This is a genomic window from Microbacterium sp. GXF0217 (assembly GCF_054798195.1).
In genome coordinates, this window is record NZ_JBSJZG010000005.1 from 214,358 (window position 1) to 241,015 (window position 26,658).

Annotated in this window: 17 protein-coding genes and 1 pseudogene; 10 read left to right on the forward strand and 8 right to left on the reverse strand. The window is 69.5% G+C overall.

The features are described 5' to 3' along the window. Positions 1-17: 17 nt before the first annotated feature. Positions 18-3,059, reverse strand: a complete 3,042-nt coding sequence (locus tag ACWAT3_RS12505) for a glycoside hydrolase family 2 TIM barrel-domain containing protein (RefSeq protein WP_460798879.1) — start codon at positions 3,057-3,059, stop codon at positions 18-20. Positions 3,060-3,238: 179 nt separating this feature from the next. Between ACWAT3_RS12505 and ACWAT3_RS12510 the strand changes: the two genes are divergently transcribed. Beyond that, entirely contained in the window at positions 3,239-6,931 is a 3,693-nt protein-coding gene (locus tag ACWAT3_RS12510; protein WP_460798881.1) for a DUF5979 domain-containing protein, read from the forward strand. Between the two features lie 1,132 nt (positions 6,932-8,063). Here ACWAT3_RS12510 and ACWAT3_RS12515 read toward each other — a convergent pair. From ACWAT3_RS12515 to ACWAT3_RS12525, 3 genes and pseudogenes are all read right to left on the reverse strand, one after another. Further along, positions 8,064-8,234, reverse strand: a pseudogene (locus tag ACWAT3_RS12515) (DapH/DapD/GlmU-related protein); the annotation flags it as partial. A 407-nt stretch (positions 8,235-8,641) separates the two neighbouring features. Beyond that, the gene (locus ACWAT3_RS12520) at positions 8,642-9,223 is read right to left on the reverse strand and encodes an NAD(P)-dependent oxidoreductase (protein ID WP_460798984.1); all 582 of its coding nucleotides are present in this window, start codon (positions 9,221-9,223) and stop codon (positions 8,642-8,644) included. A 4-nt stretch (positions 9,224-9,227) separates the two neighbouring features. Then, positions 9,228-9,485 (reverse strand): hypothetical protein, encoded by a 258-nt coding sequence (locus ACWAT3_RS12525; RefSeq protein ID WP_460798883.1) that lies wholly within the window; start codon positions 9,483-9,485, stop codon positions 9,228-9,230. Between the two features lie 9 nt (positions 9,486-9,494). On the opposite strand from ACWAT3_RS12525, the gene ACWAT3_RS12530 reads away from it, so the two are divergent. Continuing rightward, the gene (locus ACWAT3_RS12530) at positions 9,495-9,968 is read left to right on the forward strand and encodes a substrate-binding domain-containing protein (RefSeq protein ID WP_460798884.1); all 474 of its coding nucleotides are present in this window, start codon (positions 9,495-9,497) and stop codon (positions 9,966-9,968) included. Here ACWAT3_RS12530 and ACWAT3_RS12535 read toward each other — a convergent pair. The 3 genes from ACWAT3_RS12535 to ACWAT3_RS12545 form a co-directional block, all read right to left on the reverse strand. Beyond that, on the reverse strand, positions 9,908-10,915 hold the full coding sequence (locus ACWAT3_RS12535; RefSeq protein WP_460798886.1) for a LacI family DNA-binding transcriptional regulator: 1,008 nt from the start codon (positions 10,913-10,915) through the stop codon (positions 9,908-9,910). The genes ACWAT3_RS12530 and ACWAT3_RS12535 overlap by 61 nt on opposite strands. Before the next feature lie 74 nt (positions 10,916-10,989). Next, positions 10,990-13,761, reverse strand: coding sequence for an alpha-L-rhamnosidase (locus ACWAT3_RS12540; protein WP_460798887.1), 2,772 nt, complete (start codon positions 13,759-13,761; stop codon positions 10,990-10,992). Further along, entirely contained in the window at positions 13,758-16,421 is a 2,664-nt protein-coding gene (locus tag ACWAT3_RS12545) for a family 78 glycoside hydrolase catalytic domain (RefSeq protein WP_460798889.1), read from the reverse strand. Before ACWAT3_RS12545 ends, ACWAT3_RS12540 begins: the two co-directional genes overlap by 4 nt. 185 nt (positions 16,422-16,606) lie before the next feature. Between ACWAT3_RS12545 and ACWAT3_RS12550 the strand changes: the two genes are divergently transcribed. From ACWAT3_RS12550 to ACWAT3_RS12560, 3 genes are all read left to right on the forward strand, one after another. Then, complete coding sequence (locus tag ACWAT3_RS12550) at positions 16,607-17,920, forward strand: ABC transporter substrate-binding protein (RefSeq protein ID WP_460798890.1); 1,314 nt, start codon at positions 16,607-16,609, stop codon at positions 17,918-17,920. Positions 17,921-17,987: 67 nt separating this feature from the next. After that, a complete protein-coding gene (locus tag ACWAT3_RS12555; protein ID WP_460798891.1) occupies positions 17,988-18,884 on the forward strand; it encodes a carbohydrate ABC transporter permease in 897 nt (298 codons plus the stop codon). Positions 18,885-18,952: 68 nt separating this feature from the next. Continuing rightward, positions 18,953-19,792, forward strand: coding sequence for a carbohydrate ABC transporter permease (locus ACWAT3_RS12560; protein ID WP_460798985.1), 840 nt, complete (start codon positions 18,953-18,955; stop codon positions 19,790-19,792). On the opposite strand, the gene ACWAT3_RS12565 is transcribed toward ACWAT3_RS12560, so the two are convergent. Further along, a complete protein-coding gene (locus tag ACWAT3_RS12565; protein ID WP_460798893.1) occupies positions 19,789-20,571 on the reverse strand; it encodes a nucleotidyltransferase domain-containing protein in 783 nt (260 codons plus the stop codon). The genes ACWAT3_RS12560 and ACWAT3_RS12565 overlap by 4 nt on opposite strands. A gap of 96 nt (positions 20,572-20,667) precedes the next feature. Between ACWAT3_RS12565 and ACWAT3_RS12570 the strand changes: the two genes are divergently transcribed. The 5 genes from ACWAT3_RS12570 to ACWAT3_RS12590 all read left to right on the forward strand — a co-directional run bounded on the left by ACWAT3_RS12570 (position 20,668) and on the right by ACWAT3_RS12590 (position 26,585). Further along, a complete protein-coding gene (locus ACWAT3_RS12570; protein ID WP_460798894.1) occupies positions 20,668-21,018 on the forward strand; it encodes an L-rhamnose mutarotase in 351 nt (116 codons plus the stop codon). 20 nt (positions 21,019-21,038) lie between these two features. Next, a complete protein-coding gene (gene rhaI / locus ACWAT3_RS12575; protein WP_460798895.1) occupies positions 21,039-22,205 on the forward strand; it encodes an L-rhamnose isomerase in 1,167 nt (388 codons plus the stop codon). Positions 22,206-22,273: 68 nt separating this feature from the next. Then, positions 22,274-23,128 carry an alpha/beta hydrolase gene (locus ACWAT3_RS12580; protein ID WP_460798897.1) on the forward strand — a complete coding sequence of 285 codons (855 nt, stop codon included), beginning with the start codon at positions 22,274-22,276 and terminating at the stop codon, positions 23,126-23,128. Beyond that, positions 23,125-25,161: a bifunctional aldolase/short-chain dehydrogenase gene (locus ACWAT3_RS12585; protein ID WP_460798898.1), complete on the forward strand. Its 2,037-nt coding sequence runs from the start codon at positions 23,125-23,127 to the stop codon at positions 25,159-25,161. The genes ACWAT3_RS12580 and ACWAT3_RS12585 overlap by 4 nt, the downstream gene beginning before the upstream one ends. Then, positions 25,158-26,585 carry a rhamnulokinase gene (locus ACWAT3_RS12590; RefSeq protein ID WP_460798900.1) on the forward strand — a complete coding sequence of 476 codons (1,428 nt, stop codon included), beginning with the start codon at positions 25,158-25,160 and terminating at the stop codon, positions 26,583-26,585. The genes ACWAT3_RS12585 and ACWAT3_RS12590 overlap by 4 nt, the downstream gene beginning before the upstream one ends. The last annotated feature ends 73 nt before the right edge of the window (positions 26,586-26,658 follow it).

Below are 26,658 nucleotides of genomic sequence, written 5' to 3' on the forward strand. Positions count from 1 at the left end.
CGGGCTTCGCCCCCGACTCAACGCACGCCGAGGAGCACGCTCCAGCTCGCCCGCTCGCGCGGAATCCGATAGCGGTCGGGCAGGGCCGGGCCCACCGACGCGGAACCGAGCCCTTGCTGGGCGTGATCGATGTTCAGCCACACGCGGCCCGAATCGACCAACTCCTGCGGCTTGTCCGCGCGCTCGAGATCGTGCGACGTCCAGCGACGAGCGGTGAAGTCGAACTCGGGGGCCCCCTCCACCCTGAGCGTCGGCAGATCGTCGCCGACGACCTCGAGCCAGCGTGTCCGGGTGTGATTGCCGTTCTCCTGCGGCACGGGGTAAGGCACCTGCAGCCCATCGATCGATGAGGTGAAGCGCCCGATGCGCGACCCCTCGTACGAATCGGCGTACGTCTCACCGGGGCCTCGCCCGAACCAGGTCGCCTGGGCGGCGGCCGCGGGAAGCCCGAACAGCAGCCCGAGGCGGGGCACGGGGATGTCGCGGTCCATGTAGGGCGTATGTGTCCACGGCCCGACGAAATCGACCTCCACCGCCAGCTGGACACCTTCACCCTCGGGCGTCCACGTCATGGTCCAGTCGACTCCGTGCGGATGCGTTCGCGGCGCGGTCCGGCCCCGCACTGTAAGGCGGTCCTCCTCGGCGGACACGGAGTCCACCCGGTGCAGCAACCGATCGAGCATGGTCTTGCGCCAGACGGCGGCGAGGTTGTTGGTGTCGCCCTGTCCGCGATCGTTCTCCGTTGGCGCCCTGTGCAGATCGAGCACGGGTCCGTCCAGTTCCAGGCCGCCGAGGCGCCGCAGGCGCCCCGTCGTCGCATCGAGGACCGCTGGTCCCACGACGTGCTCGCCCGAGGACGATGCGCGCCGCGTTGGCAGCGTCTTCACGGGAAGCACTCCGCGGCGGACGACGTGCTGTCCCCAGGACACGACGTGTCCGGTGGGGGCCCACGACGTCTCGGCGGCGAGCCCCGCCTCGACGGTCAGCACGGCGTCTCCCCGCTGATCGCTCGACGCCAGGGCGGCGATCGCGGCATCCGGAACCGCCACCGCGACCCGGTGGTCCGGTTCCAGAACGGGCACGCCCAGGATGCCGGCCGCAACGACCACGCCGTCGATCTCCGCAGACCAGCGGAACACGAGGTCTTCGGTCGTCGTGCTGTGCCGCTGATTCGCGATCGTCACGGCGTCCGCATCGACCTCGATCGGCACCGTCTCGTGGGCCTTGGTCAGTTCGACGAGTCCCGGGGTCGGCGTGCGATCGCTGAAGACGAGCCCGTGCAGGCCGAACCTCCCGCCGCGCGGCTCGTAATCCACATCGTCGCCGTGCATCGTCCAGGCCGTGCCGTCTTCGGCGTGCGCGGTGAAGCCGTGGTCGATCCACTCCCAGACGAACGCTCCGCACAACCGGTCGTAGCGGCGGATGATGTTCCAGTAGTCCTGCAGTCCGCCGGGGCCGTTTCCCATCGCGTGGGCGTACTCGACCAGCAGGAACGGCAGGCCACGGCGGCGCTCGTCGTCCGCGTCCGAGATCCCGTCGGGGGCATCGTCCTCGGCATCGAACACCATGCCGTGCATGCTCAGCCGACCGCCGCGCGGTTCCTCCCGCCGTCCGATCTGTTCGAGCAGCTCGAGGGACGGGTACATGAGCGAATAGAAATCCGAGTCGCGATAGCGCGGGTCGCGCTCGTACAGAACGGCGCGCGACGGATCGCGCTCATCGAGCCAACGGCGCATCTCGGCGAAACCGTCTCCGGTCATGCTCTCGTTCGCGAGCGACCAGACCACGACGCTCGGACGGTTCTTGTCGCGCTCGACCGTGCGCGCCAGACGGTCCATGAGCGCATCGCGCCACTGCGGCAGCGCTGGCGGGTTGTGCTCCCAGCCCTCGTAGATGAACCCATGCGTCTCGAGGTCCACTTCGACGACCACCCAGAGCCCGTACTCGTCGCACAGCCGGATGAACTCCGGGTGCGGCGGATAGTGACTCGTGCGCACGGCATCCACGTTCGCCTGCTTCATCAGCACGATGTCACGGATCATGGTCTCCCGGTCCAGCGTTCGGCCGGTGTCCGGATGATGCTCATGCCTGTTGACACCGCGGAACGTGACCGGGCGACCGTTGACCGTGAAGACGCCGTCCACGATCTCGACATGACGGAAGCCGACGGCGAGTTCGACGCTCTCGCCCGACGAGCGCAGCGTGCCGCGGTATAGCCGCGGGCTCTCGGCGCTCCACGGCTCGACCGGCAGGCTGATGGTCTCGCCCGCCGGCATCCGGATGCCGAGCTCGGGGATCTCCACCTCGGCATCCACAGACGCATCCACCCGCAGGATGCCGAGGCCGGTGGTGTGGTCGTAGTCGGCGTGCACGAAATGGTCGTCGATCGCGCCCTGCGGGCGGGCAATCAGCTCGACGTCGCGGAAGATGCCGGGCAACCACCACATGTCCTGATCCTCGAGGTAGGTGCCCGCCGACCAGCGGTGCACGCGCACGGCGAGCACGTTCCGGCCGACGCGCACCGGAGCATCGAACTCGAACGGGAGCCGCGAGCCCATCGACCAGCCGAGTTCCTCACCGTTCAGCCAGACCTTCGCACAGGAGTCGACGCCCTGGAAGCGGAGCACGGCCGAGCCGAACCCCTCCGGGACGTGGAACTCGAGACGGTAGTCGCCGGTGGGGTTCTCCGTCGACACGCGCGGCGGGTCCAACGGGATCGGGTATGCGGTGTTCGTGTACAGCGGCCCCTCTTCCGTGCCGAGCATGCGTCGTCGCGGCCCGCCGGCGAGCGGAGTGAACTCCTCGAGCACCCAGTGCGCCGGCACACGCATCGGGTCCCAAGCGGAATCGTCGAAGTCCTCGCGCACGAACTCCGAGCCGCTGCCCTCGGCCGTCGGACTGAGGAGGAAACGCCAGGTGCCGTTCAAGTCGATCACCGGGGCGTCCGTCAGCGCATCGGCCCGCGGTGCGCGGCGCCCTTCCCCTGGTCGCGTGCTCTCCCAGTAGCTGGGGACGAGCGACGGGCCAACGGTCGATGACCCGGGTGCATTCAGCGTCATTTGCATATCCATTCGGTTCTGAATCAAATCTACCCAGGACGGGCGCGAGTGTCCAGAACGTCTCGCGGTGGCGGTCTGCACCTCCGTGGAATCGGTCCCAATCCTGGCGGTCGGGTACCCTCGGAACAACGTCGGCACGCCCGAGCCGCCGCACCCGATGCCACGAGAGAACCTGTCGAATGCCGCACACCCCTGCTCGGCGCGCCCGCCGCCTCGTCTCGACCCTCACTGTCAGCGCTCTCGCGCTCGCCTCGGTCGTCGTCGCCCCGCTCGCCGTGCCAGCGCCGGCGCAGGCCGCGTACCCGGACACCTTCAACCCGCTGGCGATGAACGGCGGCTTCACGGTCTACGCGCGCGAGGACATCACGCTCGGCAATCAGGAGACCGAGGGCAGCATCGCAGCCGGAGGCGTCGCAACCAAGCCCGGCGACAGCCAGTATGCGATCATCCATGTCGCGGCAGGCACCGGCGACTACACGATCCCGTCGGTCGACGGCGACCCCACCCGGCTCCTCGTCGGCTCGTACTCGCCCTCCAGCGGTGGGATCACGGCCATCACGAGTGCCGGCACGTCGGACCCGGCACTGCAGGGCGATCTGAAGATGGTCGAACGCGACGGGCCGTGGAAGGCATCGGCCCGCGCGGACTGGCTGCGCCTCAACCTCTCACCCGCAAACCCGGACCAGACGCCGATCATCGACGCGACGGCGCAGATGTATCCCGATGACGCGGCCCCTCCGGCATCCGCCGAGGGCGACGGCAGCATCTACACGGCTGACACCTCGGCGACCGCGGTCGCCGACTACGTCGAGACGAACGCCGAGGCGGCCTACGACGACGCAGCCGCCTGCCTCGCCGGTCTGCCCGCGTCCGCGTACCCCGTGGCCGTGTCGGAGAACACGGGCGACCGCGCCGTGCTCGCGCCCCTCAGCCCCGACCAGGTGAACGTGGTCGACTACGCCGACATCGCCGGTGCCTCGCTCATCCAGTTCTCCGCCGGCCCGACGCCCGGCGTGCAGAACCCGCTCGTCATCCGGGTGCCGGCCGGCACGACGTCGGTCGCCGGCGCGCGCATCGACCCGCAGGGCGCCTACTCGCCGTACACGCTCTGGGACCTCTCCGCCGTCACCGGCGATGTCTCGATCGACGCAGCCGGCGCCCGCATGGACGGCTCGATCTACGCGCCCGATGCGAACGTGACCGTCAACGCATCCCCGCTGGACGGCCAGATCATCGGCAACAACGTCACGCTCGAAGGCGGTGAGGTGCACTCCTTCCTCTTCGCCGGCCAGATCGCGTGCAACGCCTCGGAAGGCACGTTCCGCATCCGCAAGGACCTCGAGGGAATCGACGCCGACCAGCTCCCCGCCGGCACGACCTTCACCGTGAACTTCACTGCCACCGAGCCGGACGGGACCGAGACGACGGGAACCCTCGAGGTGCCGGCCGACGGCTCCTGGGTGGCGCCTGCCGGCTCGTACCCCACCGGGACGGTCATCACCTTCGAAGAGCTCGACCCCGAGTCCGTACCGGGCTATGAGTGGACGGATGCGACGATCACTCCGGCGGAGATCACCGTCGGCACCGGCACAGCCGACGTGATCGTCTCCAACACGGCAGCTGCCCTGACCGGAACCTTCAGCATCGCGAAGGAGATCGAGGTCCTGGGCGACGACACTGTCATCGACCCCGAAGGCACGGTGCCGGTGGATTGGACGGCGTTCTACGCGGGCGAGCAGATCGACTCAGGCACGGCGGATGTCCCACTGGACGGGACGACCGTCACGATCGACGAGCAGTTCCCCGTCGGCACGCGCATCGTGCTCACTGAGGACCGCTCCGGCGTCGTCCCCCCTGATGGCTACCGGTGGGTGGGCGCCGGCTGGGATCCCGGTCGCACCTTCTTGATCGAGGACGACACGACCGTCGCCGTCACTCTCACGAACACGCTGGCACCGGATGATGCCGGGCGCACGATCTCGATCGTGAAGTCCGCCATCGGCACCGACGCCGACTACGAGTACAGCGTCGGTTACAACACCGACCCAGCGCCTGCACGCACGGATCGGGTGCTGCCGCTCGGCGACCCCGAACTGCTCGACGACGTCGAGACGGGCGCAGAGACGCTGGAGCTCGCGGAGCACGTTCCGACGCTGGACGGCGCGCCGGCGGACGCCGCGGACTGGGAGGAACCGGTCTTCGTGGTGACCGTCGATGGCGAGACGCAGGAGTACCGCCCCGGTGGCTTCGACGAGATCGCCTCTATTCCGCTGCCGGACACCGGCGACATCGTGATCGAAGCCGTCAACGAGCTCAAGCAGGGCACCTTCGTCCTGGACAAGCAGTTCGCATCCGGCATCCACCTTCCCGAGGCACTGGAATTCAGCGTGTCCTGGACGGCGACGACCCCGGGCGGCGTCACGACCGACGGTGTCCTGCGCCTGCCGGGCGACGGGACGCCGGTCGGACCTGTGGATGCCGCGGGCGACCCGCTCCAGTTCCCCTACGGGACCGTGATCACTTACGGCGAGCTGGGCGCACCTACGCCGGAGTGGATCCGCTGGGAGACGCCGGTCGGCAGCACGAACGGAGAGCTCGTGATCGGCACGGACGATCAGGGCACCGTCTCCGGGACGATCACGAACTATCACGCCGTGCGCATCGGCACCTTCACCGTCAGCAAGGATCTGGTCGGAATCGATCCGGACGATCTGCTCGTCGACTCGTTCACGGTCGACTACTCGGCCCGCCTGCCGCTCGGCGACATCGAGACGGGCGCGTTCGAGATCCCCGCCGACGGCACCCCGGCCGGTCCGGTCGACGCGGCCGGCGACCTGGTGACATTCCCGATCGGCACCGTCATCCACCTGAACGAGGCCGAGCCGCAGACCGACACTCTCCCGCCGTCCTATGTCTGGGGCGAGACGACCTGGAGCCCGTCCGATTCCTTCGTCGTGAGCGGCGGGACCGCTGAGGTCGAGGTGACGAACACGGCCATCGAGCAGACGCGCTTCTCGGTGCAGAAGGAGGTCGTCGGGGATGCCGCTGACCTCGTGCCGTCCGACACCGTGTTCCCGGTGCTCTGGGCGGTGGGCCTCGACCCGCAGGAGACGCTCAGCGCCGGCATCGACACCCCGGCGACCTCGCCCTACCTCCCGGTGGGGACGATCGTCGAGCTGCATGAAGGGACGCGCCCCGAGATCGACGGCGTCACCTGGGGTCCGGTCAGCTGGAGCGCGGGCGGCGAGGATCTCGTCGCGGGACCTGCCGGCATCGTCGCGCTGCAGCTGGACGGAGGAGCAGAGGCCGACCCGATCACCCTCTCCATGACGAACACCGCGAACAGCACGCCGACCTCGGCGTTCTCGGTCACCAAGACCGTCACCGGTGACGCCGCCTCCGATGTGCCGGACGACACGGTCTACACGATCGAGTACTCGATCGACGGTGGAGCGGTCGAGACGGCGGATCTCACCGCCGGAGAGAGCGTCTCGGTCACCGACCTCCCGGCCGGAGCATCGCTGCGGATCCGCGAGGTCGCACCGCCGGCCGTCGACGATGTGACTTGGGGGACGGCGACCTGGACGGTCGACGGACAGGACCTGACGACGGATGCCGATGGCTGGGCGAGCATCGACCTCGTCGGCGGCGAGTCGCTCGCCTTCTCGGTCGTGAACCACGCGAGCGCACCGGACGACGACAGCGACACGGGTGCGGACAGTGGCAGCAGCGCGACCGCGGACAGCGACGGCACGGACACGGGTGAGCTGCCGAAGACCGGCGGCTCAGGCGTCTCGCCGCTCGTGCCGCTCACGGCCCTGCTGCTCGTGGCTGCCGGCCTCGTGCTGTTCGTCCGGCGACGCCAGGCCTGAGGGATTCCTCGGTCACCGGGCTGACGAGACGGGCGACGCCCGCTCGTCAGCCCGCGTCGACCGCGCGCAGCGGACGGTGAACGCCGCGCGGCCGATAGCCGAGCTGGTCGCTGCATCCCACGAGGTCGGCGAGATACCAGACGATCGCCAGCCACATCTCGGTTCCCTGCAGCCCCGCGACCGCATCGCCCCGCCCTGACTCCGGACCGCCGACGTGGAATCCGTGGCCCTCGCCGTCACGCCACGAGTCCAGCGCGTGCCGCAGCAGCGTGGTCGCGACCTCCTCGGTCTCCGCGGTGCGATAGCCGTTGCGTCCGGCCAGCCACAGCGGATGAGCGACGTCGAGCACGTTGCAGGCGTTCAACCGATCCGGTGCGAAGAACCGCTGGTCAGCGGAGTGCCGGAGCACCGTGTCGACGATGCGGTCGGCGTACGGCACCGGGCGACGGAACTGCGAGAAACTGCCCCGTGAAGCCCGGTAGAAGCCGTTGACGATCTGCAGCAGACCATCCGCGTCTGCCGGCTCGCCCCACATTCCGGTGGACGGAGATGCGTGCGTGAACAGCCATCCGAAGAGCGCCTCCTCGACGCCATCGGGAATCGTGTCTCCGCGCTGCACCGACCACCACAGGGCGGTGCCGAGGATGTCGGTCCAGTGCCCGGCATTCCAGGCCCCGGTGCGCCACGAGAGCGCATCCAGACGCCGGACGAGCTCGGCCGGCGTGGTCTCCGTGATGAACCGGAGAGGATGCGCGAATTCGCTGCCGAGCACGTCGAGCGCGTACCCGACGCTGAGCACGTGATACCCGGCATCCGGGTCGGTGAGGCCCTCCGGTTCGATGAGGATGCCGGACTCGTCGAGCCGTCCGATCATGCCGCTGCGGGGGCTCTGCCAGCCGCGGAGCCTCTCGACGACCGCATCCCGTGGCGTCTGCGCCGGCGCCCGGCCCAGCAGCAGATCGGCGATCTCGACCGCATCGCACTGCGCACGCACGGTCGGCACCGCTCCTGGCCTGTCCGCGAACAGCCCGCGCTGGGCATCCCAGTACCGATCGAGCACGGTCTCGGCCTGCGCGCGCGCTCGCTCCCCGTACCGGCCGACGAGCGCGGGGAGCCCGTCGCGCTGAGTCTCGGAGTCCGGACGGATGCGCCAGCGGATCAGCTTGGCCGGGTTGCCGCCGACGATCGCGCCGGAAGGCACGTCCTTGGTGACGACGGCACCCGCGGCGAGCACCGCTCGATCGCCGACCGTGACGCCGTCGAGGATCACCACGTGCGAGCCGACCCACACGTCGTCGCCGATCGTGATCCCCTGGGAGGTGAGCGGCTGATGGAACACCCATTTGTCCGGATCGTCCATCGTGTGGTTGAAGCCGAGGATCGACGTATGCGCGCCGACCCGCACCGCGTCGCCGAGCCGGACCGCGCCCCGCACCACGGTGTAGGCGTTGATCGTGCAGTGCTCGCCGGTGCGCAGATCGCCGGAGAGGTAGGCGCCGGCGGCGACGGTCGAGCCACGGCCGAGCTCCAGCGAATCCGTGTCGACGTTCGCCGAGGTCGCGATGAAGACGCCATCGCCGAGCGCATGGTCGGGGCGCGCCGCGATCGCCGCGCGCACCTCCTCCTGGCGCGCCTGGGCGTCGACATCGGCCTCGCCGGGGAACAGCCAGGGAGAGAAGTCCCAGCGTCGTGTCTGCGTCTCGTTCATCATCACATTCTTGCCTGTCCGGTCTGAGGCGGAGCCACGGGGGCGTGCAGCGAGACCACATCGCTCGTGCGGCAGAGATCCTCGAGCGGCAGCGGCACCGCCCCCCAGCTCTCCCACCTCCGCGTCCGTGAGAATCGGTTCAAGAGCACCACCTCGAGGTCGAACGGACGCAGCAGGTCGGCCACACGGCGTCCGATCCGGGACGCACCGACGATGCCGATGCGCCGACGGTAGTTTCCGATCACCCCGAGCTCGGCCTGCTCGATGTACGCGCGGCGCTCGCGGTACGCGCGGGCGAGATCCGCGACGCGCTTGTTCGCCATGAGGATCGCAGCGAGAGTGAGCTCCGTCACCGGAGCGGCGTTCGCGTCGACCGCGGAGGCGACACGGATGCCGCGCTCCCAGATCGCCGGCGACAGCTGATGCATCACGGAGCCGGCCACCTGCAGGATCCACCGCAGATTCGGAGCGGAGGCGAGCACGGCATCGTCGACCCTCGGCGTGCGCCATCCGGTCACGAGCACCTCGGCCTGCGCGAGCGCTGCGCGCTCCTCCCGCGCGGCGAAGCCGTCGATGGTCGCGATGAGCTCACCCGTCTCCGCGAGGCGGCGCGTACCGGCCGCCGGCCCACACGATGTAGAGGCACGGCGCGGCGGTCAGACCGATCGCGATCGCCGGAGCGACGGTGACGGCCGCCGCCTGCACCGCGATCACCGCGAACGAGGCGAGGGTGAGCGGCCACCGCCGCACGGCGAGCACAGTGCTGCTCCGCAGAACATCGCGCGTGCGGGCATCCGGGATCTCGCCGCGGCCTGCCGATCGCTCGGACTCGGGCCGTCCGAGCATCTGGAGCGGATGCTGCCGGACCGCGGCGCGCCGGATTTCTCGGGGACGGTCCAGGAGGTCCTGGAGAGCATCGCCGAGGCCGGCGTCACCGGCCTGCTCGTGCACTCCGACCGTGAGGCCATGGCCATCGTGGATCTCGCCCTGGCCCGTGGACTCTCCGTCCCCGGGGACCTCTCAGTGATCGCATACGACGACGAGTTCGCCGAGATGTTCACGCCCCCGATCACCGGCATCGCGCCGCCGCGCGCGATGATCGGCCGCATCGCGCTCCAGCTCGTCCTCGCCAGGATCGCCGACCCCGAGCGCCCGGTGCAGCGCGTCCTGCTCAATCCGGCCCCGAACGAGCGGGCATCGACCGGCGCGCCCCTCGGCGCGCCCGACCCCGGCTCGAGCGCCGACGACGGCGCGCCTGCTTCTCGGAATCAGCCGGCGGTGGAGGCGCGGACCACGAGTTCGGGCCGGAAGCGGACGTTGCGCTCGTAGTCCCCATCCGGATCGTCGATCGATCGCAGCAGCAGATCGACGGCGGTGTGCCCGATCAGCTGCGCCGGCTGGCGGATCGAACTCAGCGGGACGACGGTCGCGGCGGCGAAGTCGATGTCGTCGTAGCCGATCAACGCGATGTCGTCGGGCACGTGCACATCGCTGAACATCGTCAGCGCCTGCAGAATGCCGACGGCGAGCAGGTCGTTCGCGGCGAAGATCGCATCCGGACGGTCGGCGGCGCTGCGACGGACGAGATCCTCCCCCGCGTCCCGTCCGTGCAGCACCGTCAGCGCCGGCATCTCGATGACCTCGAGCGCAGCATCCGCCACCTCGGCCACCGCCCGACGCGCCCCCGCCATGCGATGCGCGACCTGCGCGATCGCTGCGGGCCCTCCGACGAACACCAGTCGACGCCGTCCGACGTCCAGCAGGTGCTTCGCCGCCAGGTAGCCGCCCTCCACGTCGTCGACCGACACCGAACTGAACCCGCTCCCCGGGATCTCGTGGTCGACCAGGACGACGGGGGTCCCGGCATCCTGCAGACGGCGGAGCTTGTCCGCATCGTCGGATGCCGGAGTGATCAGCACCCCGTTGACGCGCTGCTCCTGGAAGAGGTCGAGATAGCCGTCCTCACGGGCGGCATCCTCATCGCTGTTGCCCAGCAGGACGGCGAGCCGGTCCTCCTCGGCACGCGCCTCGGCGCCGCGGGCGACGTCGGCGAAGAACGGGTTGCCGGCGTCGAGCACAACCAGTCCGATGCTGCGACTGCGACCGGCGCGCAGCTGACGTGCGGCGTCGTTGCGCACGAAGCCGAGCTCCGCGATCGCGGCCTGCACCCGTTCCACGGTGCCCGCAGCGACCTTGTCCGGTCGGTTCAGCACGTTCGACACGGTGCCGACCGAGACCCCCGCGGTCGCCGCCACGTCGCGCACGCTCACTGCCACTTTCCGCCTCTTCCCGGCGCGACTCCTGGCTCCGACGCGCGCTGTCCGCGAGTGTACGGCATCCGAACCGCCCCCTATGCGCCGGTGCTCCGGCGCGCGCTGAGGGCGGCAAGGCGCTGCGCGATCTCCGTACGCACCTCGGGCCCTGCCAGGTGCGCGAGCCGCTCCTCCAGGATCAGGCGGTCGCCCCACTGCGTCGCGTCGCGGAACGCCGAGGCGGCAGACGGCCGCCACGCGTTCAGCGCATCGCCGATCTCGGAGTACGCCTCGGCGTCGTCGATGATCTCGGCGAGGCTCGAGGACAGCCCTACGGCGGACGGCGCATCGCGCAGCACCGGTGCAGCGCTCGAGAACCGGTGCTCACCGGAGCCGACCGCGTGCCGCTGCCCGTCGGGCAGGACGACGTCGGCCTCGGCGTTGGCCGGGACCGTGAGCTGCACCACGATGTCGTCGCCCTCGCGATCCCAGCGCACGCGCGCCCGCCCGTACGGCGTGAGGTGCACGGCCTCGGCGAACTCGAACCCGGGCAGCGGATGCGGTTCGATGTGCAGGCGCGCGTAGCCGGGTTCGGCCGGCGCGAGACCGGCGAGCGAGCGGTGCAGCCAGTCCGCGATCGCTCCGAGCGCGTAGTGATTGAACGAGGTCATCTCACCCGGGTTGACGGTGCCGTCCGGCAGCATCGAATCCCAGCGCTCCCAGACGGTCGTCGCCCCCATCGTGACCGGATACAACCAGGACGGATTGTCGGTCGCCGTCAGCAGACGAGCGGCCACCTCCCGATGCCCAGTGCGCGTGAGCGCGTCCTGGATGATCGGCGTTCCGACGAAGCCGGTGCCGATCCGATATCCGCCGACTCGCGTCAGCTCGGCCAGTCTGTCGCCGAGCTCCTGCCGGCGCTCCGGTTCGATGATGTCGAACACGATCGCGAGCGCGTACCCGGTCTGCGCATCCGACATCATGCGGCCGGCCGGTGTGACGTACTCGGCGAGGAACGCCTGCCGCACCTCTTCGGCGATGCGGGCGTATGTCTCGGCATCCGCTGTCCGCCCGAGCAGTGCCGCCGTGCGGGCGGTCAGATCGGCGGAGCGGAAGACGTAGGCTGACGCGACGACGTCGGCCGCGGTCTTGGCCCTGGCCGGCTCGTTCGGCGGAGCATCAGGGTCGAGCCAGTCGCCGAACTGGAACATCCCCTCCCACAGCCGCCGCTCCCCGGCGAGCGCGACGATCGCGTCGGTCCAGGCGCGCATGCTGTCGTACTGGCGCTCGAGGACATCCCGATCGGCGAACCGCTCGTGCAGCACCCACGGCACCACCGTCGCGGCATCGCCCCAGGCGGCGGCCGGACGCGCCGGCCCCAGCACGTTCGGCACGACGAACGGCACGACCCCGTCGATCTGCTCGATCTCGAGATCCCGCAGCCACGAATCCAGGAATCCGCGCACGTCGTAGAGGAAGCTCGCCGTCGGGGCGAACACCTGGATGTCGCCGGTCCAGCCGAGCCGCTCGTCGCGCTGCGGGCAGTCCGTCGGCACCGAGAGGAAGTTACCCTTCAGCCCCCACACGACGTTCTCATGCAGCTGCCGCACGAGCGCGTGGGACGTGTCGAACCACCCGGTCCGCTCCATGTCGCTGTGGATCACGACGGCCGTGACGTCGGCGGAGTCGAAGTCGCCGGGCCAGCCGTCGATCTCGGCGTACCGGAATCCGTGGAATGTGAACTCCGGCTCCCACTCCTCGACCCCGATGCCGCGCAGCGTGTAGTGGTCCGTCGCGGCGGCGGCGCGCAGCGGCCGCGTGCCCAGCTCGCCGTGCTCGAGCACCTCGGCATGCCGCAGCGTCACCACGGATCCGGCGGGGCCGGACACCCGGATGCGCAGCCGACCGACCAGGTTCTGCCCGAAGTCGAGCACGGTCCGGCCGCTGGGCGTCGTGATCACCTCGGCGACCGCGCGCTCCTCGATGCGTCGCACGAACGGGGAGATGCGGACGCCGGGGACGGGGATGTCCTGGGAGACGGCGACCGGCGCCCAGGACGACGGCGTCCGTCTGGCGTCGTGGTCCTCCCCCGCGTACAGCCCGCTCGTCGTGATCGGACCAGGAGCGCTCTCCCACGTGTCGTCGGTGACGATGAGCTCGCTTCGCCCGTCGGCGTACTCGATGAGCAGCTGGGCGGCGAACCGCGGCTGGTCCGTGTAGACGGGCGCGGCGTTGTCGCGGAAGCCGTACCGCTCGGTCGCCCACGCGCCGGCGAGGCGCACGGTGAGCTCATTCTCCCCTGCGCGCAGCAGCGCCGTCACGTCGGTGCTCTCGTGCACGGTCCTGGCCTGGAACGGCGTCCACCCCGGCTTCAGCACCTGATCGTCGACATCGTCGCCGTTCACCGCGGCCTGGTAGACCCCGACAGCGGTCGCGTAGAGCGTCGCCCTGCGCACGTCGCCGGACACGGCGAACCCGCGCCGCAGCACGGCGGGTTCCGCCGGCCCTTCCGGTGCGGCGACCGCGATCGCACCGGCCCGCCATTCGCCGTCGGCGAGGAAGCCGGCGACGATCCGACGCGGCGCGCTCCACTCGGATGCCGAGCCGTCGGCGCCCGTGACCCGCACGCGCAGCGACACCTGCTCGCGCGGTTCGAGGGCGCGGAACGGCCACGCCACCCGCACCGACTGCCGCCCATCGACGACGTGGTGCTGGGTGCCGTCCGCTGCGCTCAGCTCGAGTTCCGCCGTCGCCTGGCGCCAGCCCGCGGCATCCGTCTCCGTGATCCACCCGATGGCCGGTTCGGGCGTCGCGACGACGTCGCTGCCGTACGGTGCGTCGACCTCGACGCGCGTGATGGTCGTGCTCATGCTCGCTCCTCGTTCCTGGCGACGGCAGGCGCCGTCACCGTGATCTCGTGGGTTCCGCCGGACAGCACATCGGATGCCGGTGCTCCACCGACCGTGACGGTGGAGGACGCGGTCACGGGAAGATCCAGTTCTGCCGTGACGCCGAACGGCACCTCCACCGTCGCCAGGAGCCGGTCGCCCTCCAGCCGCCAGTCGATCGCGAGGCGACCGTACGGGGTGTCGATGGCTGCCGCGGCGTGGTCGAGCCCGACCGCGGGCCGCGGGGCTATCCGCGCGCGCCGGTATCCAGGCTCGGCGGGGGCGAGGCCGGCGACCGTCCGGTAGACCCAGTCGATCATGGCGCCGTACGCGTAGTGGTTGAACGAGAGCATGCTGCCGCCGGAGTCATGAGATCCGGCATCCATGTCTCCCGAGTGGATCGTGCCGTCCGGGCGGATCGCATCCCAGCGCTCCCACACCGTGGTCGCTCCGCGGTCGACCTGGTAGAGCCAACTGGGGGCCTCGCGGCGCAGCAGCATGAGGTAGGCCTCGTCCAGGTGGCCGCTGTTCGAGAGGGCGAACAGCACGAGCGGCGTGCCGAGGAAGCCCGTCGAGATCCGGCCGTCCTCGGCGCGGACATTCGCGGCGAGTCCGTCGGCGATCGCGGCGCGCTCGCTCTCCGGAGCGAGCGCGAACTCCAAAGCGAGTGCCGCGCCGGTCTGGGTAGCGACGGCCTCGGCACCCCAGCGCTCCCAGGTCGCCGTCGCCACGCGCGCGGCGAGCGCGGCGTACTCGTCGCCGCGCTCCGCGTCGCCGACGAGTCGTTCGGCGCGGGCGAGCAGGCGGGCGGAGTGCACGTAGAACGCGTTGGCGACGTAGTCGCTGGAGACCTTCGCCTCCCACGGGCGCTCCCCCGGGGCATCCGGGTCGAGCCAGTCGCCGTACTGGAAAGGCTCGGTCGGCAGCACGACGCCGTCACCGGCACGGCGGCGCAGGTGCTCGACCCAGCGGCGCATGCTGCTCAGCTGCTGCCGCAGCACCTCGTCGCTGCCGGAGGCGTCGTACACGGCCCAGGGGACGATGGTCGCGGCATCCGCCCAGCCGGCGCGCCCCATGTTGTTCACCGGCCCCGCCCCCATCCGCATGTCCTCGAAGCGGATGATGTCGGGCACGACCGAGGCGACACCGGTCTCGTCGGTCTGGTCGGCCTCGAGATCGCGCAGCCAGTTGCGCCAGAAGGCCTCGGCATCCATCAGGGTGCTGGCCGTCGCGGCGAACGCCTGCGCGTCCCCCGTCCAGCCGAGCCGTTCGTCGCGCTGCGGGCAGTCGGTGGGGACCGAGACGAAGTTGTCGCGCTGCGACCAGAACACGTTCGAGTGGAATCGGTCGAGGGCGGCGGATGCCGAGCGGAAGCTCGAGCGGGCCGGCAGGTCGCTCGAGATCGCGACGGCCGTGGCCGAGACGACCTCGACGGGACCGGCGACCTCGGCGTGCTGGAAGCCGTGGAACGTGAACTGCGGCTCGAGCACGTGCTCGCCGTCGCGGTCGAGCGTGTACGAATCCGTCGCCTTCGCCGTCCGCAGCGCCGCGGTGTGCAGGTCTCCTGACGGCTCGAGGATCTCGGCGTGGCGCACCGTCACGACGTCACCGGCGCGCCCTCGGACGACCAGCCGCACCCAGCCGGAGATGTTCTGTCCGCTGTCGAACTGGACGGCGCCGTCACGATCGATCCGGGTCATGTCGCGCTCCGCGACGACGCGGATGGGCGGCGCCGAGCGCGGCTCGAACCGCGCGCGGTCCGTCTCGATGACGGATGCCGGCGTCCACGACGCGTCGTCGAACCCCGGGTCGTGCACCCCGGCGACCGCGAGGCGCAGGTCGGTGACGGTTCCGTCGTAGATGCTCGCCGACCGCACCGCGCCGAACCCGCCGCGCCAGTTCTCGTCGGTGGCGACCAGCACTCCGGCGTCGGTGTCGATCTGCGCGATCGCGCCGGACCGGTCGCCGTAGATCGCGGTGCGATTCGCGAATCCCATCCGGCCGCGGTACCAGCCGTCGCCGATCTCGAGCACGATAACGTTCTCGCCCACGCGCAGCAGATCGGTCACATCGATCGTGTCCATCAGCACGCGGGCCCCGTATGACGTCCACCCCGGCGTCAGCCGGGCGTCGCCGGCTCGCACGCCGTTGATCCGGGCATCCACGAGGCCGAGCGCGCTCAGCCGGAGGCGAGCGCGCTCGGGGAGCGCCTCGACCGTGAACGTCGTGCGCAGCAGGGCGGTCGGGCCTTCGACCTCGCTCGGGATGCCGATGACAGCGGCGGCGAGCTCCTCCGCGTCGACGCCCGCTTCGACGACGAGCTCCTCGCTCCAGTTCGACCAGCCCTCCGCTGTCGCGATGCGCACGGCGAACCCGCGGCGCTCTCCCGATGCGAGATCGCCCACCGGGACCGCCACCGATTCGGCCGAGGCGACGACCTCGCCCTGGGTGAGTTCGCCACCGGCCGCGCCCGTCGCGAGCTGATAGGCGACCTGCTCGGCGCCGGGTGCGGAGCTTTCGGTGCGCCACGTCAGTCGCAGTCCGCGCGAGGGGATGCCGAGCAGTGCGGCGCCGTGCTGCGTGCGCAGCGAGACGACGCGCGTCGATGCATCGGACCGGGTGAGGGGTGGGGTGGCCGCCATGGCGTCGTTCCTTCCACGGTGCGCATCCTCGCGCACGTCTCAATTCAGAATCGACCGTTGACTCTCGTCGCGGATCGTCGTACCTTACGGGAAGTTGAATGGTTTCAACGCGTCCCATTCAACAGCATGGCGGTCTCGACGTCGAGACCGCAACCACGAGTCAGCTTTTACATGGAGGTAGAAGGATGGACAGCACCCGTACCCGAAGGGTCCTCGTCGCCGCAGCCGGCGTCGCAGCCCTCGCAGTTCCACTCGCCGCCTGCAGCAGCGGAGGCGGTGACAGTGCCGACGGCAAGGTCGAGATCAGCTTCCTCACGCAGAACACCGGCACGAACATCGAGGTCGCCGAGGCGCTCATCGAAGCGTTCGAGGCCGAGAACCCCGACATCACCGTCACGCTCGAGTCCCAGCCGGCCGGCACCGAGGGCGACAACCTGATGAAGACGAAGCTCGCCACCGGCGAGATGGAGGACGTCTTCTACTACAACTCCGGCTCGCTCTTCCAGGCGCTCAACCCGGATCAGAACCTCGTCCCGCTCGACGACCAGCCCTGGGTCGGCGATCTCATCGACACCATGACAGCGGTCGTCTCGACCGAGAACGGCATCTACGGAGCGCCGTTCGGCGCGACGCAGGCCGGAGCCGTCGTCTACAACAAGAAGGTCTACGCGGACCTCGGCCTCGAGGTCCCGACCAGCTGGGACGAGTTCGCCGCGAACAACGAGGCCATCAAGGCCGCCGGCATCGCCCCGGTCATCCAGACCTACGGCGACACGTGGACGAGCCAGCTGTTCATCCTCGGCGACTTCGGCAACGTGCTCGCGCAGGATCCGGACTGGGCCGACGAGTACACCGCCGGTGAGCGGAAGTACGCCGACGAACCGGCGCTGCAGGGCTTCGCGAACCAGCAGGCCGGCTTCGAGGCCGGCTGGTGGAACGAGGACTACGCCTCGGCACTGTACGACGACGGCGCACGCATGGTCGCCACCGGCGAGGGCGCGCACTACCCGATCCTCACCGGCATCGTGTCGACGTTCCAGCAGAACTTCCCCGACGAGCTGGAGAACATCGGCGTCTTCCCGCTGCCCGCGCAGAACGCCGACGACACGAAGCTGACGGTCTGGCTGCCGAACGCGGTCTACATCCCGAAGACCACCGAGGGAGACAAGCTCGAGGCGGCGAAGACCTTCATCGCCTTCATCAACTCCCCCGGCGGCTGCGAGGTCCAGACCACCGTCATGGTGCCGAGCGGGCCGTTCGCCACGAGCGCGTGCGAACTCCCGGACGATGTGCCTGGCCTCCTCAAGGACATGCAGCCCTACTTCGACGAGGGCAACACCAACCCGGCACTCGAGTTCCTGTCTCCGATCAAGGGCCCGAACCTCGAGAACATCACGGTCGAGGTTGGCAGCGGCATCCGCCCGGCCGCCGACGGCGCAGCCCTCTACGACGAGGACGTGAAGAAGCAGGCTCAGCAGCTCGGACTCGACGGCTGGTGATCAGCGCCTGACCCCGGTGCGGGCCCGCTGCGCGGGCCCGCACCGCCACCCCTTCGACGGAGACACCATGACCGCTGCTGTTGCCGCACCCCCCGGGAAGCGGAAGGGCATCAAGAGCTCCTACCCGACGTGGTTCTACATCCCGTCCGCGGTGCTCTACATCGTCCTGTTCGCGATCCCCACTTTCGCCTCGTTCTACTTCAGCCTGACCCGATGGTCGCTCTTCGACATCGAGTTCATCGGCTTCGACAACTACGTGCAGTTCTTCACGGAGCCCATGCTCGTGCAGGGCTTCATCAACACGTTCGTCTACGGGTTCGTGACCAGCGCGCTCAAGGTCGTGCTCGGGCTCGCGCTCGCCCTGCTGCTGACCGGTTCGATCCTCGGCCGCGGCTACCTGCGGTCGACCATCTTCTTTCCCGTGCTCGTGTCGACCGTGGGCATCGGCATCACCTTCAAGGTGCTGATGGACCCGTTCGACGGGCTCATCAACCAGACGCTGGCGCTCATCGGCATCGAGGGGCCCGGATGGCTCACCGACCCCGCATGGGCGCTGATCTCGGTCGCGCTCGTGGACGTCTGGAAAGGCGTCGGCATCGCGACCCTCATCTTCATCGCCGGTCTCGTCGCTATCCCGCAGGAGTACTTCGAAGCCGCCAAGGTCGACGGGGCGAGCGCCTGGCAGCGGTTCAGGAACATCACGCTGCCGCTCGTGCAGCCGGCCACGGCGACCGTCATCCTGCTCTCGCTCATCGGCGGGCTGCGATCGTTCGAGCTCATCTGGGCGATGACGCGCGGCGGCCCCGGCTTCACCAGTGACGTGATCGCGTCCGTCATCTACAAGCAGTACCAGGCCGGCTTCTACGGCTTGTCGACCGCGGGCAACGTCGTGCTGTTCATCGTCGTGACCGCGATCATCGTGCCCATCCAGTACATCCTCAACAAGAGGCAGGTGGAGTCATGACCCTCACCCGCGCCATCACGACGGCCGGGTCGTCCAAGGCGAAGATCGCCCGCTCCGACCGGCGCCCGATGACCCCTCGGCTGTTCTTCACCCGCTACGTGATCGGCATCATCGCGATCCTCGCGTCGATTGTCGTGTTCATCGTGCCCTTCGCGTTCATCTTCCTGACGGCCGTGAAGAATCCGCAGGAGGCGTCGCTGTTCGAGTTCTCGCTTCCGGCACAGGGCTGGTTCCTGTGGGAGAACATCGTCACGGTGCTGCAGGCACGCGATTGGATGCTGGTGACGGCGTTCATCAACTCCACCGTCCTCACCGTGGCGAGCGTCGCGATCATGGTCGTGTTCGCCGCGATGGTCGGCTACATCCTGCAGCGGCGGAAGTCGAAGTGGAACGCCGTCATCAACATCTTCGTCCTCGCCGGGCTCATCGTCCCGCCGGCTGTGGTCCCGACGATCTGGGTGCTGCAGGGCATCGGCCTGTTCAAGACCATGCCGGGCATGATCCTCATCGAGGCGACGTTCGGGCTGAGCTTCTGCATCCTTCTGTTCCGCGCCTTCGTGTCGACCATCCCGCGCGAGCTGGACGAGGCCGCGGTGATCGACGGGGCAGGACCCCTTCGGCTGTTCTTCCAGGTGGTCATGCCTCTGCTCAAGCCCGTTGCCGTGACGGTGATCGTCGTGCAGTCGGTCGCAGTCTTCAACGACTTCACCGGCCCGTTGTACTTCCTCCCCGGTGATGCGAACGCCACGGTGCAGCTGACGCTGTACAACTTCCAGAGCCAGAGCCTCAGTCAGTGGAATCTGCTGTTCATGAACATCCTGCTGATCACGATCCCTCCGCTCGTGATGTACGTCTTCTTCCAACGCCAGATCGTCGCCGGCATGACCAGCGGCGCCGTCAAGGGCTAGAAGTACTCGGCCGGGATCGTGCCCCGCAACCAGGCGAGCTCGTTGTCGCGGATGAACACCGACAGCGACTCGTCGCGGGTCTGGTCCCGGCCGAGCCACTCGTCGAGGATGCCGATGAGCGCGTTCGCCGTGGCGATCGATGGAGCGGCGACCACGGCATCCCACGCCACGACGAAGCCATCGGGACTCGGGATCTCGCGCACGAGTCCGTGGATGTACTTCGGCCCCGGCATCAGCCGGTGCGCGCTCGCGAGCGCGGCGCGCGCCGCGGCGAGCGAGAGGTGCACCGCGGCGTGCTGCAGCAGGAACGGATCGCCGTGCTCCTCGGCCTGACGCAGGAAGTAGCCGCCGTGCAGATGCGCCTGCGCGATGTGCGATCGGATCCGGCTGGCCCACACCTCGTCGTCGAGGGCGCTGATCCGCTCGACCAGCGCGGCCAGGTCATCGGATCGGCTGAACGCCACCCTGGCACCGGCGAACGACGCGCGCGTCGGATCGTCGGCGCGCTTGACGGCGGTGCGCAGGTAGTCGAGGGACGCGAGCTTCACGTCGATGTACGACCCCGGGTAGTCGAGCCCATGGCGATCGATCCACGCCCAGCGATCCCCCGCCGTCGACCGCGCGAAGGCCTCCGGCGTGACGACGAGATAGACGTCGACGTCAGAATCCTCGCGCTCGGTTCCCCGCGCCACCGATCCGATCACGACGACGCCGACCGTCTCGGGGTCTTCGGCGACCTGCGCGAGGTAGGCGTCCAGCGCCCGTTGCTGATGCTCCATAACGAGACACCGTAGCGGAAGGGCGGATGTTGCGGATCTCGGCCGCTGACCCTATTCTTGAAACGATTCATCAACCGAACCAGGAGCCCGTCGACGATGACCTCCCCCACCCGAGTCTGCTTCCAGTTGCAGGTCCGCCCCGAACTGCTGGACGAGTACCTCGAGCGCCACTCTCCGGTCTGGCCCGAGATGCTCGCCGAGATCGCGGCATCGGGTCGGCGCAACTACTCGCTGTTCCTCGGCGACGGCGGCCGCCTGATCGGCTACTACGAGACCGACGACGACGAGGCCGCACAGGCCTATCTCGCCGCCTCCGAGGTCGCCGGCCGCTGGGAAGCCGAGATGGCGCGCTTCTTCGTCGGCCTGTCCGGACGCCCCGACCAGGCGGCAGCGCCCCTCACCGAAGTCTTCAACCTGGCGGATCAGCTGTCCGCCACAGCATCCTGAACCGCAGAAAGCGAGTGAACATGTCCGTCCTCTCCCCCGAGAACCTGGCCGCGCTGGAGCAGCAGGGGATCGAACTCCCCAGCTGGGCCTTCGGCAACTCCGGCACCCGATTCAAGGTGTTCGGCACCCCTGGGACGCCGCGCGACCCCTACGAGAAGATCGCCGACGCCGCGCAGGTGAACAAGTACACGGCGCTCGCGCCGTCTGTCGCGCTGCACATCCCGTGGGATCTCGTCGACTCCTACGACGACCTGCGCAAGCACGCCGAGGACCTCGGCGTGACGCTGGGCACGATCAACTCGAACACCTTCCAGGACGACGACTACAAGTTCGGCGCGCTGACGCACGAGGATGCCGCGGTGCGCCAGAAGGCGATCGACCACCACCTCGCCTGCATCGACGTCATGGACGCCACCGGCAGCCGCGACCTCAAGATCTGGCTCGCCGAGGGGTCCAACTACCCCGGCCAGGCCGATCTGCGCGGCCGCCAGGACCGCCTGCAGGAGTCGCTGCAGAAGATCTACGCGCGCCTGGGTGACGACCAGCGCCTCGTGCTCGAGTACAAGTTCTTCGAGCCGGCGTTCTACCACACCGATGTTCCCGACTGGGGAACGTCCTACGCGCAGGTCGCAGCGCTCGGCGACAAGGCGATGGTGTGCCTGGACACCGGCCACCACGCACCGGGGACGAACATCGAGTTCATCGTCATGCAGTTGCTGCGTCTCGGCAAGCTCGGCTCGTTCGACTTCAACTCGCGCTTCTACGCGGACGACGACCTCATTGTCGGCGCCGCCGACCCGTTCCAGCTGTTCCGCATCCTGTTCGAGGTCATCCGCGGCGGCGGGCTCAACAACCCGGACGTCGCCTTCATGCTCGACCAGTGCCACAACGTCGAGGACAAGATCCCTGGGCAGATCCGCTCGGTGCTGAACGTCCAGGAGATGACCGCCCGCGCGCTGATCGTCGACCGCGACGCGCTGGCCGCCGCGCAGAAGTCGGGCGACGTGCTCGCCGCGAACGCCGTCTTCATGGACGCGTTCTACACGGACGTGCGTCCGGCTCTGGCCGAGTGGCGCGAGAGCCGCGGCCTGGCCGCCGACCCGATGGCCGCCTACGCCGCATCGGGCTACCAGCAGCAGATCGCCGCCGACCGCGTCGGTGGCGTTCAGGCCGGCTGGGGCGCCTGACCCGATAGACCCGCCGGGATGCGGGAAGCCGATCCCCGCATCCCGGCGTCTTCCTCGAGAGGATCCGAATGACCACGCCCTACGCCGCCGCAGACGGACTCGTGCGCGTGTACCCCGCCGAGGCGCCGAACGGCACCGGACTCGTCTGGGCGCACGGCGGCGGCTTCCTGTTCGGCGACATCGACATGCCGGAGTCGGACTGGGTCGCCAGGCAGCTCGCCGCTCGGGGAACGACCGTCGTCTCGGTCGACTACCGCCTCGCACCGAAGCCTGCGGAGTTCCACGCCGGCGTGGAGGAAGCGCCGGGGCACATCTACCCGGCCGGATCCGACGACATGGTCGCGGCGCTCCAGTGGACGCGCGAGCACGCCGCGGAGCTCGGCATCTCGCTCGACGCTCTCGCGATCGGCGGGACCAGTGCCGGCGGCAACCTCGCCGCGGGCGCTGCGCTCCGCCTCGCCGGCACCGCCGACGCGCCGGTGCTCGCTCTGCTCGCGTACCCGACGCTGCTCGCGGTCCAGCCCGCTCCGGATGCCGAGCTGCGCGCCGCTCTGGATGCCGAGCCGGATGCCGATCGATTCGCGCCGGACGCCGTGCTCCGCATGTACGAGAACTACCTCGGCGGCCCGGTCGACGATGCACCGCTGCCTGCTGTGCCTGGTAACGCCACGGCATCCGATCTCGCCCACTACCCGACGACGTTCATCGTCAACGGCGACGCCGATGAACTGCGCGTCTCTGGCGAGTTCTTCGCCGCGACGCTCGCGGCAGCAGGCCGCGACGTCGAGGTCCTCACCGAGCCCGGCACTCAGCACGGGCATCTCAACCGGCCGGAGGAGCCGGCCGCGACGCGCACGATCGAGCGGTTCGCCGCGCGGCTCTCCCAGCTTTCCCGCACTCACCACGAAGGAATCACGTCATGACCAATCCCGCTGCAGAAGCCCTCATCGCCCGCTCGAACCGACTCGGCGCCGACCCGAAGAACACGAACTACGCCGGTGGCAACACCTCGGCGAAGGGCACGGAGACCGACCCCGTGACCGGACAGCCGGTCGAGCTGCTCTGGGTGAAAGGCTCCGGCGGAGACCTGGGCACGCTGAAGGAGTCCGGCCTCGCCGTCCTCCGCCTGGACCGCATGCGTGCGCTCGTCGATGTCTACCCCGGTCTTGACCGCGAGGACGAGATGGTCGCCGCGTTCGACTACTGCCTGCACGGAAAGGGCGGTGCGGCTCCGTCGATCGACACCGCGATGCACGGTCTCGTCGACGCGGCGCACGTCGATCACCTGCACCCCGACAGCGGCATCGCGATCGCCACCGCGGCGGACGGCGAGGCATTGACCTCGACCATCTTCGGCGACAAGGTCGTGTGGGTGCCCTGGCGTCGCCCCGGCTTCCAGCTGGGCCTGGACATCGCCGAGATCAAGAAGGCGAACCCGCAGGCCATCGGCTGCATCCTCGGCGGCCACGGCATCACCGCCTGGGGCGACACATCCGAGGAGTCCGAGACGAACTCCCTCTGGATCATCGACACCGCGGCCGCGTACATCGCCGAGAACGGCAAGGCCGAGCCCTTCGGCGGCCTGCGCACCGGATACGAGGCACTCGCTGATGCCGAGCGACGCGAGCGCGCGGCATCCCTCGCGGCCACGATCCGCGGCATCGCCTCGCACGACAAGCCCATGGTCGGTCACTTCACCGACGCCGATGTCGTGCTCGACTTCCTCGCCTCGGAGCGCGCGCCCGAGCTGGCGGCGCTCGGCACGAGCTGCCCCGACCACTTCCTGCGCACCAAGGTCAAGCCGCTGATCCTCGACCTGCCGGCGACCGCTCCCCTCGAGGAGCAGATCGCCCGTCTGCACGAGCTGCACGCCGAGTACCGCGCCGACTACCAGGCCTACTACGACGCCCACGCCGATGAGAACAGCCCCGCGATCCGCGGCGCGGACCCCCTCATCGTGCTGATCCCCGGCATCGGCATGTTCTCGTACGGCGCGAACAAGCAGACCGCCCGCGTCGCCGGCGAGTTCTACATCAACGCGATCAACGTCATGCGCGGCGCGGAGTCGCTGTCGACCTACTCCCCCATCTCGGATGCCGAGAAGTTCCGCATCGAGTACTGGGCGCTCGAGGAGGCCAAGCTGCAGCGGATGCCCAAGCCCAAGACGCACCAGGGACGCATCGCGTTCGTCACGGGCGCCGCCAGCGGCATCGGCAAGGCCATCGCCACCCGTCTCGCCGCCGAGGGCGCGTGCGTCATCGTCGCAGACCTCGACCTCGAGAAGGCTCAGGCCGCCGCCGCCGAACTCGGCAGCACGGATGTCGCGATCGGCGTCGCTGCCAACGTGGCGGATGCCGACGCGATCCAGGCCGCGCTGAACGAGGCAGTGCTCGCGTTCGGCGGTGTGGATCTCGTCGTGAACAACGCCGGCCTGTCGCTGTCGAAGCCCCTGCTCGAGACCACCGAGAAGGACTGGGACCTCCAGCACGACGTCATGGCGAAGGGCTCGTTCCTCGTCTCGAAGGCCGCGGCGAAGATCCTCATCGAGCAGAAGCTCGGCGGCGACATCATCTACATCTCGTCGAAGAACTCCGTCTTCGCCGGCCCGAACAACATCGCCTACTCCGCGACCAAGGCCGACCAGGCGCACCAGGTGCGTCTGCTCGCAGTCGAGCTCGGCGAGTTCGGCATCCGCGTCAACGGCATCAACCCCGACGGCGTCGTGCGCGGCTCGGGCATCTTCGCCTCGGGCTGGGGCGCCAACCGCGCCGCGACCTACGGCGTGGCGGAGGAGGACCTCGGCCAGTACTACGCGAACCGCACGATCCTCAAGCGCGAGGTCGTTCCCGAGAACGTCGCGGATGCCGTCTTCGTGCTGACCGGGCCCGAGCTGTCGCGCACCACCGGCCTGCACATCCCGGTCGACTCCGGCGTCGCCGCCGCGTTCCTGCGATGACCCTTCGACGGGCTCAGGGACCGGTGCGTGCGGTCGCGGCCGTCGATCTCGGCGCGACCTCCGGGCGCGTCGTGATCGGTCGGATCGGCCCTGACGCGCTCGAACTCGAACTCGTGACCCGGTTCCCCAACGGACCGATCGAGCGCGAGGACGGGCTGCACTGGGACTTCGACGCGCTCTACGATCACATCGTCGACGGGCTCGCCGAAGCCGTGCGTCGCGAACCCGCGATCGAGAGCATCGGCATCGACTCCTGGGCTGTCGACTACGGCCTGCTGCGCGACGGCGCACTGGTCGTCGAGCCGTTCCACTACCGCGACGAGCGCAATGACCGGGGCGTGGCCGAAGTCCACGAGGTCGTCCCGTTCGCCGAGCTCTACCTGCGCAACGGCCTGCAGTTCCTGCCGTTCAACACGCTGTACCAGTACCGCGTGGACGCCGCCGTCGCGACCGCGGATGCCGCGCTGCTCATCCCCGACCTGGTCGCGTACCTGCTCACCGGGGCCCGGGTCGCGGAACGCACGAACGCCTCGACGACCGGGCTGCTGGGCGTCGAGTCGTCGGAGTGGGACGTGGAGCTGGCCGAGCGGCTCGGCATCCCTTCCCGCGTCCTGCCTGCGCTCGTCGACCCCGGCACGGTGATCGGCACGCTCCGTCCGGAGCTCGCCGAGCGCATCGGTAAGGATCTCCCCGTGGTCGCGGTCGGCTCGCACGACACGGCATCCGCTGTCGTGGCCGTGCCGCTGTCGACCGCCGACTCGGCGTACATCTCGTGCGGCACGTGGGGCCTGGTCGGCGTCGAGCTCGCAGAGCCGGTGCTGACCGATGCCGCGCGCGAGGCGAACTTCACGCACGAACTCGGCGTGGACGGCCGGTTCCGGTTCCTGCACAATGTCACCGGCCTCTGGCTGCTGAGCGAGACGGTGCGGGCCTGGGAGGCGGAGGAAGCCTCCTCGATCGACCTGTCAGAGCTGCTGGATGCCGCGGCGGCGGTCTCCGGAGACATCCCCCTTTTCGATGCGAACGACCCATCGCTGAGCGCACCGGGCGACATGCCGGCGCGCATCGCCGCCGTGCTGACGTCCGGTGGTTCGGCAGTGCCGGCCGACCGCGCGGCCTTCGCGCGCACGATCGTCGAGTCGATCGCGCAGGCCTTCGCGGATGCCGTGCAGACGGCCGGAGATCTCTCCGGCCGTGAGATCGACGCCATCCACCTGGTGGGCGGCGGATCGCTGAACCGGCTGCTGTGTCAGGCGACCGCCGATCGTTCAGGCGTGCCGGTGCTCGCCGGCCCCGTCGAGGCGACCGCGCTCGGCAACGTGCTCGTGCAGGCGCGCGCCCTCGGCGCTGCTCCGGCGACCCTCGAAGAGCTGCGCACGCTGGTCGCGCGCACACATCAACCGGTCCGGTACGACCCGCGCTGAGCACTCCTCTTCTCGTTCGTTGAACGAGCCCCGCCTCCTCGCTCAACGAACGAGGGGAACGGCGCCGTCCTCG